Origin of the sequence: Clostridium facile (assembly GCF_014297275.1) — a bacterium.
Taxonomy (GTDB): Bacteria; Bacillota; Clostridia; order Oscillospirales; family Ruminococcaceae; genus Massilioclostridium; species Massilioclostridium facile.
This window is the reverse complement of sequence record NZ_JACOQK010000001.1, coordinates 1,945,044-1,957,462: the sequence shown is the minus strand read 5'-3', so window position 1 is coordinate 1,957,462 and position 12,419 is coordinate 1,945,044. Positions and strand designations below refer to the sequence as shown.

At 41.6% G+C, this 12,419-nt stretch carries 27 protein-coding genes; all 27 read left to right on the top strand.

Annotated features, from left to right (window positions below; translation table 11 throughout):
• Position 1: 1 nt before the first annotated feature.
• The 27 genes from rplD (at position 2) to rpsK (ending at position 12,401) form a co-directional block, all read left to right on the top strand.
• Positions 2 to 625 (top strand): 50S ribosomal protein L4, encoded by a 624-nt coding sequence (rplD, locus tag H8Z77_RS08190; protein ID WP_069987446.1) that lies wholly within the window; start codon positions 2 to 4, stop codon positions 623 to 625.
• Complete coding sequence (rplW, locus tag H8Z77_RS08185) at positions 625 to 921, top strand: 50S ribosomal protein L23 (RefSeq protein WP_069987445.1); 297 nt, start codon at positions 625 to 627, stop codon at positions 919 to 921. The genes rplD and rplW overlap by 1 nt, the downstream gene beginning before the upstream one ends.
• 73 nt (positions 922 to 994) lie before the next feature.
• Positions 995 to 1,828: a 50S ribosomal protein L2 gene (gene rplB, locus H8Z77_RS08180; protein ID WP_069987444.1), complete on the top strand. Its 834-nt coding sequence runs from the start codon at positions 995 to 997 to the stop codon at positions 1,826 to 1,828.
• Between the two features lie 22 nt (positions 1,829 to 1,850).
• On the top strand, positions 1,851 to 2,135 hold the full coding sequence (gene rpsS / locus H8Z77_RS08175; RefSeq protein WP_069987443.1) for a 30S ribosomal protein S19: 285 nt from the start codon (positions 1,851 to 1,853) through the stop codon (positions 2,133 to 2,135).
• A gap of 19 nt (positions 2,136 to 2,154) precedes the next feature.
• Entirely contained in the window at positions 2,155 to 2,490 is a 336-nt protein-coding gene (gene rplV / locus H8Z77_RS08170) for a 50S ribosomal protein L22 (RefSeq protein WP_069987442.1), read from the top strand.
• Between the two features lie 21 nt (positions 2,491 to 2,511).
• A complete protein-coding gene (rpsC, locus tag H8Z77_RS08165) occupies positions 2,512 to 3,219 on the top strand; it encodes a 30S ribosomal protein S3 (protein WP_069987441.1) in 708 nt (235 codons plus the stop codon).
• Positions 3,219 to 3,644, top strand: coding sequence for a 50S ribosomal protein L16 (gene rplP / locus H8Z77_RS08160; protein WP_069987440.1), 426 nt, complete (start codon positions 3,219 to 3,221; stop codon positions 3,642 to 3,644). Before rpsC ends, rplP begins: the two co-directional genes overlap by 1 nt.
• A complete protein-coding gene (gene rpmC, locus H8Z77_RS08155) occupies positions 3,644 to 3,847 on the top strand; it encodes a 50S ribosomal protein L29 (RefSeq protein WP_069987439.1) in 204 nt (67 codons plus the stop codon). The genes rplP and rpmC overlap by 1 nt, the downstream gene beginning before the upstream one ends.
• 21 nt (positions 3,848 to 3,868) lie before the next feature.
• Complete coding sequence (gene rpsQ, locus H8Z77_RS08150; RefSeq protein ID WP_069987438.1) at positions 3,869 to 4,126, top strand: 30S ribosomal protein S17; 258 nt, start codon at positions 3,869 to 3,871, stop codon at positions 4,124 to 4,126.
• Between the two features lie 40 nt (positions 4,127 to 4,166).
• Positions 4,167 to 4,535, top strand: a complete 369-nt coding sequence (gene rplN / locus H8Z77_RS08145) for a 50S ribosomal protein L14 (protein ID WP_069987437.1) — start codon at positions 4,167 to 4,169, stop codon at positions 4,533 to 4,535.
• Between the two features lie 21 nt (positions 4,536 to 4,556).
• Positions 4,557 to 4,874 carry a 50S ribosomal protein L24 gene (rplX, locus tag H8Z77_RS08140; protein ID WP_141720185.1) on the top strand — a complete coding sequence of 106 codons (318 nt, stop codon included), beginning with the start codon at positions 4,557 to 4,559 and terminating at the stop codon, positions 4,872 to 4,874.
• 16 nt (positions 4,875 to 4,890) lie between these two features.
• Positions 4,891 to 5,430 (top strand): 50S ribosomal protein L5, encoded by a 540-nt coding sequence (rplE, locus tag H8Z77_RS08135; RefSeq protein WP_069987435.1) that lies wholly within the window; start codon positions 4,891 to 4,893, stop codon positions 5,428 to 5,430.
• Positions 5,431 to 5,445: 15 nt separating this feature from the next.
• On the top strand, positions 5,446 to 5,631 hold the full coding sequence (locus H8Z77_RS08130; protein ID WP_069987434.1) for a type Z 30S ribosomal protein S14: 186 nt from the start codon (positions 5,446 to 5,448) through the stop codon (positions 5,629 to 5,631).
• Positions 5,632 to 5,658: 27 nt separating this feature from the next.
• On the top strand, positions 5,659 to 6,057 hold the full coding sequence (gene rpsH / locus H8Z77_RS08125) for a 30S ribosomal protein S8 (RefSeq protein WP_069987433.1): 399 nt from the start codon (positions 5,659 to 5,661) through the stop codon (positions 6,055 to 6,057).
• Positions 6,058 to 6,075: 18 nt separating this feature from the next.
• Complete coding sequence (rplF, locus tag H8Z77_RS08120) at positions 6,076 to 6,624, top strand: 50S ribosomal protein L6 (RefSeq protein ID WP_069987432.1); 549 nt, start codon at positions 6,076 to 6,078, stop codon at positions 6,622 to 6,624.
• A gap of 19 nt (positions 6,625 to 6,643) precedes the next feature.
• The gene (gene rplR, locus H8Z77_RS08115) at positions 6,644 to 7,003 is read left to right on the top strand and encodes a 50S ribosomal protein L18 (protein ID WP_069987431.1); all 360 of its coding nucleotides are present in this window, start codon (positions 6,644 to 6,646) and stop codon (positions 7,001 to 7,003) included.
• Between the two features lie 15 nt (positions 7,004 to 7,018).
• Positions 7,019 to 7,519, top strand: coding sequence for a 30S ribosomal protein S5 (gene rpsE / locus H8Z77_RS08110; protein WP_069987430.1), 501 nt, complete (start codon positions 7,019 to 7,021; stop codon positions 7,517 to 7,519).
• 14 nt (positions 7,520 to 7,533) lie between these two features.
• Positions 7,534 to 7,710, top strand: coding sequence for a 50S ribosomal protein L30 (gene rpmD, locus H8Z77_RS08105; RefSeq protein WP_069987429.1), 177 nt, complete (start codon positions 7,534 to 7,536; stop codon positions 7,708 to 7,710).
• Between the two features lie 20 nt (positions 7,711 to 7,730).
• The gene (rplO, locus tag H8Z77_RS08100) at positions 7,731 to 8,171 is read left to right on the top strand and encodes a 50S ribosomal protein L15 (RefSeq protein ID WP_069987428.1); all 441 of its coding nucleotides are present in this window, start codon (positions 7,731 to 7,733) and stop codon (positions 8,169 to 8,171) included.
• A gap of 1 nt (position 8,172) precedes the next feature.
• Positions 8,173 to 9,465 carry a preprotein translocase subunit SecY gene (gene secY / locus H8Z77_RS08095; RefSeq protein WP_186996699.1) on the top strand — a complete coding sequence of 431 codons (1,293 nt, stop codon included), beginning with the start codon at positions 8,173 to 8,175 and terminating at the stop codon, positions 9,463 to 9,465.
• A 14-nt stretch (positions 9,466 to 9,479) separates the two neighbouring features.
• The gene (locus H8Z77_RS08090; protein WP_069987426.1) at positions 9,480 to 10,112 is read left to right on the top strand and encodes an adenylate kinase; all 633 of its coding nucleotides are present in this window, start codon (positions 9,480 to 9,482) and stop codon (positions 10,110 to 10,112) included.
• A 3-nt stretch (positions 10,113 to 10,115) separates the two neighbouring features.
• Positions 10,116 to 10,865, top strand: a complete 750-nt coding sequence (gene map / locus H8Z77_RS08085; protein ID WP_069987425.1) for a type I methionyl aminopeptidase — start codon at positions 10,116 to 10,118, stop codon at positions 10,863 to 10,865.
• Positions 10,866 to 10,867: 2 nt separating this feature from the next.
• Entirely contained in the window at positions 10,868 to 11,128 is a 261-nt protein-coding gene (locus H8Z77_RS08080) for a KOW domain-containing RNA-binding protein (protein WP_069987424.1), read from the top strand.
• Between the two features lie 15 nt (positions 11,129 to 11,143).
• Complete coding sequence (gene infA / locus H8Z77_RS08075; RefSeq protein ID WP_069987423.1) at positions 11,144 to 11,362, top strand: translation initiation factor IF-1; 219 nt, start codon at positions 11,144 to 11,146, stop codon at positions 11,360 to 11,362.
• 49 nt (positions 11,363 to 11,411) lie between these two features.
• A complete protein-coding gene (rpmJ, locus tag H8Z77_RS08070) occupies positions 11,412 to 11,525 on the top strand; it encodes a 50S ribosomal protein L36 (RefSeq protein WP_040437253.1) in 114 nt (37 codons plus the stop codon).
• A 93-nt stretch (positions 11,526 to 11,618) separates the two neighbouring features.
• Entirely contained in the window at positions 11,619 to 11,987 is a 369-nt protein-coding gene (gene rpsM / locus H8Z77_RS08065) for a 30S ribosomal protein S13 (protein ID WP_069987422.1), read from the top strand.
• A gap of 15 nt (positions 11,988 to 12,002) precedes the next feature.
• The gene (gene rpsK / locus H8Z77_RS08060; protein ID WP_069987421.1) at positions 12,003 to 12,401 is read left to right on the top strand and encodes a 30S ribosomal protein S11; all 399 of its coding nucleotides are present in this window, start codon (positions 12,003 to 12,005) and stop codon (positions 12,399 to 12,401) included.
• Positions 12,402 to 12,419: the final 18 nt, after the last annotated feature.

Here is a 12,419-nt window from a genome sequence, read left to right as displayed (position 1 = left end):
CATGCCAAATATTGCAGTATTTAATATGGCAGGTAAAGAGGTTGCTAAAATCGATCTCGCAGATGCCGTTTTTGGAATTGAGCCAAATAAAGCTGTTCTCCATATGGCTGTTGTCAACTACTTGGCAAACCAGCGCCAGGGTACACAATCCACTCTGACCCGTACAGAAGTTCGCGGTGGTGGTAAAAAACCTTGGAGACAAAAAGGAACAGGCCATGCTCGTCAGGGATCTACCCGTTCTCCACAATGGACACACGGCGGCGTAGCACTGGGACCAAAACCTCGTGACTATAGCTATTCTCTGAATAAAAAAGTGAAAAGATTAGCAGTGAAATCTGCTCTTTCCGCTAAAGTTTTAGAAGAAAACTTGATTGTTGTTGACGCTATCACAATGAACGAATACAAAACCAAAGATATGGTTGCAATGCTCTCCGCACTGGGTGCTGACAAAAAAGCGTTGATCGTTCTTCCAGAAGTTGATGCGAAAGTAATTAAAAGCGCATCCAACATCAAAGGCGTGAAAACAGCACAAGTAAACGAATTAAACGTTTATGACATCCTCAACAATGATAAATTAATTATTGTTCAGGCTGCTGCTCAGAAAATCGAGGAGGTGTACGCATAATGAAAGTTACTGCACAGGATATCATTCTGCGCCCTATCGTGACTGAAAAATCCATGGAAGGTATGCAGGAAAAGAAATACACCTTTAAAGTAGCAAAATCTGCAAACAAAATTGAAATTGCTCGGGCAATTGAATCTTTGTTTGGCGTAAAAGTTGCCAAAGTTCACACCATGAACTGCAAAGGCAGATATGTACGTCAGGGTGCTACCGCTGGTTACAAACCAGACTGGAAAAAAGCAATTGTAACCCTGAAAGAAGATTCAAAAGGGATTGAATTCTTCGAGAATATGTTCTAATTTAGAACCTATTCAAGGTAATGTATGGCAGCCAAAGTTGCTGTCGCTAAACCATTAAGAAGGAGAGAACACTGTGGCTATTAAAACATATAAACCAACGACCGCTTCCAGACGTAATATGACAGTAACCGATTACTCTGAGCTTTCCAAAGTTGCTCCTGAAAAAAGCCTGTTGGAGTCTTTGAAAAAAAATTCCGGTCGTAACAACACAGGTAAAATCACCGTTCGTCACCGTGGCGGCGGAAACAGAAAAAAATATCGTGTAATCGATTTTAAACGTGATAAAGCGGATATGAACGCAACTGTTCTTACTTTAGAGTATGACCCAAACCGTTCCGCTCACATCGCTTTGATCCAATATGAAGATGGAGAAAAACGTTACATCGTTGCTCCAGTTGGTTTGAAAGTTGGCGACGTTGTTTGCAGCGGTGCTGAAGTTGATATTAAACCAGGTAACGCACTGCCATTAATCAACATCCCAGTTGGTACTTTCATCCACAACATTGAACTGTACCCAGGAAAAGGCGCTCAGTTGGTAAGAAGTGCTGGTAATACAGCACAGCTGATGGCAAAAGAAGGTGCTTACGCACTGGTTCGTTTACCATCCGGTGAGTTGAGAAATGTTCCTGTTAACTGTATGGCTACAATCGGCCAGGTTAGCAACATTGACCACGAAAACGTAAAAGTTGGTAAAGCTGGTAAAACCCGTCACTTAGGTTTCAGACCTACCGTTCGCGGTTCTGTTATGAACCCTAACGACCATCCACACGGTGGTGGTGAAGGTAAATCACCGATCGGACGTCCAGGACCAGTTACACCTTGGGGCAAACCTGCTCTTGGTTACAAAACCCGTAAAAAACATAATCGCTCCGACAAATTTATCGTAAAACGCAGAAATGCTAAGTAGTTGTTGAAAGGAGGCAGTTGTTATGGGTAGAAGTATTAAAAAAGGACCTTACGTACAACCGGTTCTTTTAAAAAGAGTTCAAGAAATGAACGAAAAAGGTGAAAAACAAGTTTTGAAGACCTGGTCCAGATCTTCCACAATTTTCCCTGATTTCGTTGGCCATACATTCGCAGTTCATGACGGACGTAAGCACGTTCCAGTATATGTAACAGAGGACATGGTAGGACACAAACTGGGTGAGTTTGCTCCAACCAGAACTTACAGAGGACATGCCGGTTCCAAAACATCAAATAACGGCAAGAAGTAGGCCGAAAGGAGGATTTTAAATGGAAGCAACGGCTAAATTAAAATTTACCCGTATTGCACCTCGTAAAGTGCAAATTGTGCTTGACCTGATCAGAGGGAAAGACACAACTGAAGCAATGGCAATTTTAAAGCACACACCTAAAGCTGCTTGTGAGGATCTTGAAAAACTTCTGAAGTCCGCTTGTGCCAATGCAGAAAACAATTTCGGCATGGATAAAGATAATCTTTATGTATCTGCTTGTTATGTAACTCCAGGTCCAATCCTGAAAAGAATCAGACCAAGAGCTCAGGGTAGAGCATATCGTGTATTCAAGAGAACATCACATGTTACTTTAACTGTGAAAGAAAAGGCATAAGGCTGAAAGAGGAGGTAAACTATGGGTCAAAAAGTAAACCCACACGGCTTAAGAGTGGGCGTTATTAAAGATTGGGATTCCCGCTGGTTTGCAGGTAAAGCCGCTTTCGGCGATACCCTTGTAGAAGATTACAAACTGCGTAATTTCATTAAAAAGAACCTGTATGTAGCTGGTATTTCTAAAATTGAAATTGAACGTGATGCAGTAAGAACTAAAATTCATATTCACTGCGCGAAACCAGGTATTGTAATCGGCCGCGGTGGTGCTGAAATTGAAAAATTAAAAGCACAGATCGAAAAATTAATTGGTAAACCAGTTAATATCAATATTGTTGAGGTTAGAACTCCTGACCTGAACTCTCAATTAACAGCTGAAAACATTGCTGCTCAGCTGGAACGCAGAATTTCCTTCCGTCGTGCTATGAAACAAGCAATCGGAAGAACTATGAAATTAGGCGCTAAAGGTATTAAAATTTGTGTATCTGGTCGTCTCGGCGGTGCAGAAATTGCTCGTTCTGAAACTTATCATGAAGGTACAATTCCTCTGCAAACTATCAGAGCTGACATCGATTACGGTTTCGCTGAAGCGGATACCACTTATGGTAAACTCGGTGTTAAAGTATGGATTTACAAAGGTGAAGTTCTGAAAGGCGAAATGGCTCGCACAGAAGAACCAAGAAGAAGACCTTCTAACCGCAGAAGACCCCGCAGGGAAGGGGGTAACAAGTAATGCTGTTGCCAAAAAGAGTGAAATATCGTCGCGTTCATCGTGGACGTTTAAAAGGAAAAGCCATGAGAGGTAACAAGGTTACCTATGGTGATTACGGTCTTGCAGCTCTCGAACCAGCTTGGATCACTTCCAACCAAATCGAAGCAGCACGTATTGCAATGACCCGTTACATCAAACGTGGTGGTCAAGTATGGATTAAAATTTTCCCAGATAAACCAATTACGGAAAAACCAGCGGAAACTCGAATGGGTTCCGGTAAAGGTTCTCCAGAATATTGGGTAGCTGTGGTAAAACCAGGCAGAGTTATGTTTGAAATTGCAGGTGTATCAGAAGAAGTTGCTCGTGAGGCGATGCGTCTTGCTATGCACAAACTTCCAATCAAATGCAAATTCGTAACTAAGGAAGAAACGGATGGTGAGCAATAATGAAAGCAGTTGAAATCAGAGATTTGACTACAAATGACCTCAATAAAAAATTGGGTGACCTTAAAGCCGAGCTCTTCAACTTACGCTTCCAGCTCGCTGTTAATCAGCTCGAGAACCCTATGCGCATCAAAGCGGTAAAAAAAGATATTGCGCGCATTAAAACTGTTCTTCGTGAGCGTGAATTAAAGGAAAGCGTTAACTAAGTGTGAAGGGAGAATAAAGCTGTGATCGAGAGAAATCTTAGAAAAACTCGTGTCGGTAAAGTTGTAAGCGACAAAATGGATAAAACAGTTGTTGTTGCTATCGTCGACAATGTGAGACACCCCCTTTATAAAAAGATTGTAAAACGTACTGTAAAACTGAAAGCACATGATGAACAAAATGCTTGCAAAATCGGCGATACTGTACAGGTAATGGAAACCCGTCCTCTGTCCAAAGACAAAAGATGGAGAGTTGTTACAATTTTGGAAAAGGCTAAATAGTTTTACTAATTGATAGGAATACCGAAAGGAGGAACGCGCTGTGATACAGATGCAAACTTACCTGAAAGTAGCCGACAACACTGGTGCGAAAACTTTAATGTGTATTCGCGTACTGGGCGGTTCACGTAAAAGGTATGCAAATATTGGTGACGTAGTGGTTGCTTCGGTTAAAAAAGCAACACCCGGCGGCGTTGTCAAGAAAGGCGACGTAGTAAAAGCAGTAATCGTTCGTTCAGCAAAAGGCGTTCGTAGAGAAGATGGAACATACATCCGTTTCGACGAAAACGCTGCTGTTATTATTAGAGAAGATAAAAACCCAAGAGGTACACGTATCTTTGGGCCAGTTGCAAGGGAACTTCGTGATAAAGACTACATGAAGATTTTGTCTCTTGCTCCTGAAGTACTTTAATGGGAGGTGCAATTTAACATGATTAAAAAGTTGCACGTTAAAACCGGCGATGAAGTAATGATCATCAGCGGTAAAGACAAAGGCAAAAAAGGTAAAGTACTGGAAGTCAGCAAAAAAGAAAATAAAGTTATTGTGGAAGGTGCAAACATTGCTACCAAACACATGAAACCAAGACGCCAGGGTGAAGCTGGCCAACTGTTAAAAGTAGAAGCTCCAATGTACGCTTCTAAAGTAATGTTGGTTTGCCCTAAATGTGGCAAAGCTACCCGTGTTGCTTTCAAAGTGGAAGCAGATGGCACTAAAAAACGTCGTTGTGTAAAATGCGACGCTACTTTTTAAGTGAGGAGGGTACGACATGGCTAGACTGAAAGAACAATACAAGAGCGAAATTGCTCCAGCAATGATGAAAAAATTTGGTTATAAAAGTGTCATGCAGATTCCAAAGCTTGAAAAAGTGGTAATCAACGTAGGTGCTGGCGAAGCACGCGATAACTCTAAAGTTATTGATGCTATCATGAATGACCTGGCTACTATTACAGGTCAAAAACCAGTTGTTTGTAAAGCTAGAAAATCTGTAGCGAACTTTAAACTTCGTGAAGGCATGAATATCGGCGTAAAAGTAACACTGCGCGCTGAAAAAATGTATGACTTTGTTGATAGACTGTTCAACATTGCTCTTCCTCGTGTAAGAGACTTCAGAGGAATCAATCCGAACTCTTTTGACGGTAGAGGTAACTACAACATGGGTCTGAAAGAGCAATTGATTTTCCCTGAAATTGAATACGATAAAATCGATAAAACCCGCGGTATGGACATCTGCTTTGTTACAACCGCTACAACAGACGAAGAGTCCCGTGAATTATTAACATTGATGGGCGCTCCATTTGAAAAGTAAGGGAGGATACAGAACATGGCTAAAAGATCTATGATCGTAAAACAGCAAAGGGAGCCTAAATATTCCACCCGTGCTTATAACAGATGTAAAATCTGCGGTAGACCCCATGCGTATCTCCGCAAATACGGTATCTGCCGTATCTGTTTTAGAGAATTGGCTTATAAAGGCCAAATCCCTGGCGTAAAAAAATCCAGCTGGTAAAAAGCACGAGCAAAGGAGGTTGACGGTATGCAAATCACTGATACAATTGCTGATATGCTGACCCGAATCAGAAACGCAAATTCAGCAAAACACGATACAGTTGATGTGCCTGCATCCAACATGAAGAAAGCGATTGCTCAGATTCTTGTAGATGAAGGTTATATTAAAAATTACCAGATTATTGAAGATGGTAAACAAGGTATCATCCGTATCACTTTAAAATACGGTGAAAATAAATCTCAGATCATCACTGGTCTGCGCAGAGTTTCTAAGCCAGGTCTTAGAATCTATGCTAGCTGTGAAGATCTTCCAAAAGTTATGAAAGGCCTTGGAATCGCTATCGTTTCCACATCGAAAGGTATTATGACTGATAGAGCTGCACGTAAAGCAAACTGCGGCGGCGAAGTTCTGGCATTTATTTGGTAGTATAAGGAGGAATCAAGAATGTCTCGTATAGGTAGAGCTCCAATTCAGGTTCCTGCTGGCGTGGACGTTAAAATTGACGGCCACCACATTACAGTAAAAGGCCCTAAAGGAACTTTGGAAATGGATTTCCACAAAGATATGGCTGTTGCTTTAAACGATGGTGTCATCGAAGTAACTCGCCCAAGTGATAAAAAAGATCACAGAAGCCTGCACGGTTTAACCAGATCTTTGATCAACAATATGGTAATCGGTGTAAGCGAAGGCTTTAAAAAAGAATTAGAAATTAACGGTGTTGGTTACCGTGCTGCAAAACAGGGAAAAGATCTGGTTATGAACCTGGGTTATTCCCATCAGGTAACCATGAGTGAAATCGATGGCATTACCATCGAAGTTCCAAACCAGACTTCAATCATCATTTCCGGCCCTGACAAACAAAAAGTTGGTCAGTTCGCTGCGGAAGTTCGTGAAAAACGTCCACCAGAACCTTATAAAGGCAAGGGGATTAAATATGTTAACGAACATATCCAGCGTAAAGAAGGTAAAGCCGGTAAAGGTGCGAAAGGTTAGTTAAAGGAGTGACTGAACAATGGTGAACAAAGCTAGTAGCAATAAGGCTAGATTAAGAAGACATCGCAGAGTTCGCGGCAAAATCTCCGGAACACCTGCATGCCCACGCCTGAATGTATTCCGCTCCGCTAAGCATATCTATGCACAAGTGATAGATGACATTAACGGCGTTACACTGGTTTCCGCTTCCACAATGGATAAAGAATTTGAAGGATTCGGCGGAAACAAAGAAGCTGCACATAAAGTTGGTGAACTGGTAGGCAAAAGAGCTTTGGAAAAAGGGATTGAAACTGTTGTATTTGACAGAGGCGGTTACCTGTACCACGGCAGAATTGCTGAGTTAGCAGCTGGAGCCCGCGAAAGCGGCCTCAAGTTCTAAAGAGGAGGTATACTTTTGGCTAGAATAGATGGATCACAACTGGATCTGCAAGAAAAAGTTGTTGCGATTAATCGTGTTTCCAAAACTGTAAAAGGTGGTCGTATTTTTAAATTCGCTGCTTTGGTTGTAGTTGGAGACGGAAACGGAACCGTAGGTTTCGGTTTGGGTAAATCTGGTGAAGTTCCAGATGCAATCCGCAAAGGCATCGAAGATGCAAAGAAAAACCTGGTTAAGATTTCACTGAAAGGTACTTCTATCCCTCACGAAATCGTTGGTGAATTCGGTGCAGGTCGTGTTTTGATGAAACCAGCTCCAGAAGGTACTGGTGTTATCGCAGGCGGCCCAGTTCGTGCGGTTGTTGAAGTTGCTGGTATCAAAGATATCAGAACAAAAGCGCTGCGTTCTAACAACCCTTGCAATGTTGTAAAAGCAACTATCCAAGGTTTGTCTTCTTTGCGCAATGCGGAAGAAGTTGCTGCATTACGTGGTAAGAGCGTAGTAGAAATTTTGAAATAAGGAGGCGCAGGCAAATGGCACTCAATATTACATTGAAAAAGAGCCTGATTGGTTCTAAAAAAGACCAGATTGCAACTGCTGCTTCTCTGGGTCTGAAAAAAATTGGCGACGTTACTACACAACCAGATAACGCTGCTACACAGGGTAAAATCCGTAAGATTTCCCATCTTATTGAGGTTACAGAAATCTAAACCTAAGGAGGTGTAAACCGATGAAATTACACGAATTATCTCCAGCAGCTGGTTCCACAAAAGCACCAAAACGTATTGGACGCGGTGCTGGTTCTGGTACAGGTAAAACAGCTGGTAAAGGACACAAAGGTCAAAACGCACGTTCCGGCGGTGGTGTAAGACCAGGTTTCGAAGGTGGACAGATGCCTTTGCAAAGACGTATCCCAAAAAGAGGGTTCAACAACATCTTTGCAACCAACTACGCTATTGTAAATGTGTCTGATTTAAATAAATTTGAAGATGGCGCTGTTGTTGACACAGCTGCTTTAAAAGAAGCTGGCTTGGTGAAAAAAGTAATGGACGGCGTTAAAGTTTTGGGCAATGGAGAACTGACCAAAAAACTGACTGTTTGTGCAGCTAAGTTCTCAGCTACTGCAAAAGAAAAAATTGAGAAAGCAGGCGGAAAGGCTGAGGTGAAGTAAGATGTTTCAGACGGTTCGTAATGCGTTTAAAGTAGCAGATTTAAGAAAGAAAATTCTTTATACCATTCTCATCATCATCATTTTTAGACTGGGCTCTGCTATTACGGTTCCGTTTTTGGATCCTTCAGTATTAAAAAGCATCGTTACTTCAGATAATAGTTTCCTTGGATATTTTAACGTATTAACCGGTGGTGGGTTGGAAAAAGCAACTATTTTTGCAATGTCCATCACTCCATACATCAACGCTTCGATTATTGTCCAGTTGTTAACTGTGGCAATTCCTTATCTGGAAAGGCTCCAGAAAGAAGGGGAAGTTGGGAGAAAGAAACTGGGTAAAATCACCCGTTACCTCACATTCGTCCTTGCGCTGATTCAAGCAGTTGGTTTCTTCTTCTTACTGAAATCCAACAACGCTGTTGAATATTCCACAGGCTGGGAAGTTTGGTTTACAGGTATTATTATTGTAGCTGCATTTACAGCAGGTTCCTGCTTAATTGTATGGTTAGGTGAAAGAATTACACAAAAAGGGATTGGAAATGGTATTTCCGTCATCTTGTTTGCTGGTATTATCTCCCGTGCACCACAAGCATTTAGTACTTTAAAAAGTATGTGGGAATTGGGTGGTCAAGGCCAGTGGCAGAATTACATCTATGTTCCATTAATTGTGGTAATCTTTATTGCAATGATTATCTTTATTATTGTAATGACAAATGCGGAACGCCGTATTCCAGTAATGTACGCAAAACGTGTTGTAGGAAGAAAAATGTATGGTGGTCAAAATTCTCATATTCCTGTAAAAGTAAGTATGAGTGGTGTAATGCCAATTATCTTTGCTACCTCCATCCTTTCTATCCCAAGCTTGATTGCACAGTTTGTAAATGTTCAAGAAGGCTTCTGGCTGCATTTCTTCCAGGTCTTCCGTTATGATAGTTGGGGTTATGCAATCCTTTACTTTGTACTGATTATTGCATTTAACTTCTTCTATATCGCGATTCAGTATAACCCAATTGAAATTGCAAACAACTTACGTAAAAATAATGGTGCTATTCCAGGTATCCGTCCTGGTAAACCAACATCTGATTTCATCTCCAGAGTAATTTGGAAAATCGCTATGCTGGGAGCTGTGTTCCTAGGTATTATTGCGGTATTCCCAATCTTCTTCCAGATGGCAACAGGTGCTCAAATCGCTCTTGGTGGTACATCCATCATCATTATTGTAAGTGTTGCTTTGGATACAATGAGAGCATTGGAATCCCAATTGACCATGCGTAAACACAAAGGCTTCTTAGAATAATCAGGAGGGCAAGTATGAATTTAATTCTTTTAGGTGCTCCGGGTGCCGGAAAAGGTACACAAGCAGAAATTATTTGTGATACATTAAAAATTCCAGCTATTTCTACCGGTAATATCCTGCGCGAAGCGGTCAAAAATGGCACAGAGCTGGGATTGAAAGCCAAAGAATATATGGAATCTGGCAATTTGGTTCCGGATGAGGTTGTAATTGGCCTGTTAAAAGAACGGATTGCGCAGCCTGACTGTGAAAATGGTTATGTGCTGGATGGATTTCCACGTACAGTTCCTCAAGCGGAAGCTTTGGATGCAATGGGCGTAGTAATTGATCGAGTAATCGATATTGAAGTTCCTGATGAAAAAATTCAGGCTAGATTATCTGGACGCCGTGTTTGTGAATCTTGCGGCGCATCCTACCATGTGATGTATAAACCTTCTGCTGAAGAAGGAAAATGCGATAAATGTGGCGGGAATACCGTGCAGCGTAAAGACGACCATCCAGATACCATAAAAGAGCGTTTAACTGTTTACCATGAACAAACGGAGCCGCTCAAAGACTACTATACAAAAACAGGTAAACTGGTTATTGTAGAAGGGCAGGAAGATGTAAAAGATACAACCGCCCTTACTTTGAAAGCCTTGGAGGCATAATTGATGATTGCTTTGAGAACAGCAAGAGAACTGGAACTATTACGGGATGCGGGTAGGATTTCCGCCCAGGCATTACAGGTTGCAGGGGAACACTGCAAACCAGGTGTGAGTACAAAGGAAATTGATACCGCAATCCGCACGTTTATTCTCTCTACAGGTGCAACACCTAACTTTTACCACTACGGTGGTTTTCCTGGGAACGCCTGTATCTCTGTAAATGATACCGTTATCCATGGAATTCCTTCGAAACATGAGATTTTGAAGGAAGGGGATATTGTAAGCGTTGATGTTGGCGCTTTGTATAAAGGTTACCACGGAGACAATGCTTATACATTTACAGTAGGAGAAGTAAGCAAGGAAGCAAAACAGCTTTTGGAAGTTACAGAGAAAAGCTTGTATGAGGCAATTAAAGCGGCACAGCCAGGAAACCGTCTAGGGGATGTCGGCTATGCAGTAGAAAGTACAGTAACACCATATGGCTATGGTATTGTCCGTCAATATGTAGGCCATGGTGTTGGTACTGATCTACATGAGGAACCAGAAGTTCCGAATTTCGGGAAACCTGGGCATGGCATTCGCTTAGTGCCTGGTATGGTTATTGCAATTGAGCCGATGATCAATGGGAAAGGGGATGCAGTAAAACTGCTCTCTGATGGATGGACTGTGAAAACAGCCAGCGGCAGCTTGGCAGCCCATTTTGAACATACGATTGCAATTACAAAGGATGGCCCTATCATCCTTTCAGAGGCGTAAAGATGCAGATTATTGAAGGAATGATTGTAAAATCAAAATCGGGGCATGATAAAGATAGGTATTATTTGGTAGTTTCCTGTGACGATTCCGTTGCTTACATTTCAGATGGCAAACGAAGAAAACTGGATAAGCCAAAGGCTAAGAATTACAAACATTTGCAGCCAACAACCCATTTGGTTGATGTTACCCTTTATACTACCGATAAAAAAATTCGGAATCTGCTTTGGCAGTGGAACTATTCTGATCAAGCCGTTATCAACTAGGGAGGTAATCTGTTCATGGCAAAAGATGACGTAATTGAAATTGAAGGTAAGGTTGTAGAAGCTCTTCCAAATGCTGCTTTTAAAGTAGAATTGGAAAATGGCCATATTATCCTTGCTCATATTTCCGGCAAATTGCGTATGAATTTCATCCGTATTTTGGTGGGAGATAAAGTGACAGTGGAAATGTCACCATACGATTTAACAAAAGGGCGCATTACATGGCGTTCGAAATAAACAATAAGTTCAGTTCACGTTTTTTCGTGTAACAAGGAGGTATTTCAAGATGAAAGTAAGACCTTCGGTGAAGCCTATTTGTGAAAAATGTAAAGTTATCAAACGCAAAGGCCGCGTTATGGTAATTTGTGAAAACAAAAAACACAAACAACGTCAAGGCTAAACTTTAAGCAGTATAAACTTTAGAATGAAACAAAGCTGTTTGTAAACCAATTGGGAAGAAGAACGTTAGCTTTGTACTGGAGGTGCAAACGAAATGGCGCGTATCGCTGGTGTCGACTTACCTAGAGATAAACGAGTAGAAATAGGTTTGACTTATATCTACGGAATCGGTAATAAAACCGCTAAAGATATCCTCGCAGCAACTGGTATCAACCCAGATACCCGTGTAAGAGACCTGACAGAAGACGAAGCTTCCATGCTCCGTGAATACATCGACAAACATTTAATGGTAGAAGGTGACCTTCGCCGTGATGTTGCAATGAACATCAAACGTTTGATCGAAATTAACTGCTATCGTGGCAGACGCCATAAAGCAGGTCTTCCTGTAAGAGGACAAAAAACAAAAACAAATGCTCGCACAAGAAAAGGTCCTAAAAAGACTATTGCGAATAAGAAGAAATAAGGAGGGATATCAGACATGGCTAAAAATGCTAAAAAGACAACGATTCGTAGACGTCGTGAACGCAAAAACATTGCTAGCGGTGCTGTGCATATCCAGTCCACTTTTAACAATACCATTGTTACAATCACTGACACACAGGGAAATGCAATTTCCTGGGCTAGTGCAGGTGGGTTAGGATTTAGAGGTTCTAGAAAATCCACTCCTTTTGCTGCTCAGACAGCTGCAGAAACCGCTGCAAAAGCAGCTATGGAACATGGCTTGAAAACAGTTGAAGTTTTTGTAAAAGGTCCTGGTTCCGGCCGTGAAGCAGCAATCAGAGCTTTGCAGTCCGCTGGTTTGGAAGTTAGCATGATTAAAGATGTTACCCCAATCCCACACAATGGCTGCCGTCCTCCAAAGAGAAGACGTGTTTAATTAGATGCAGGAGGTGTA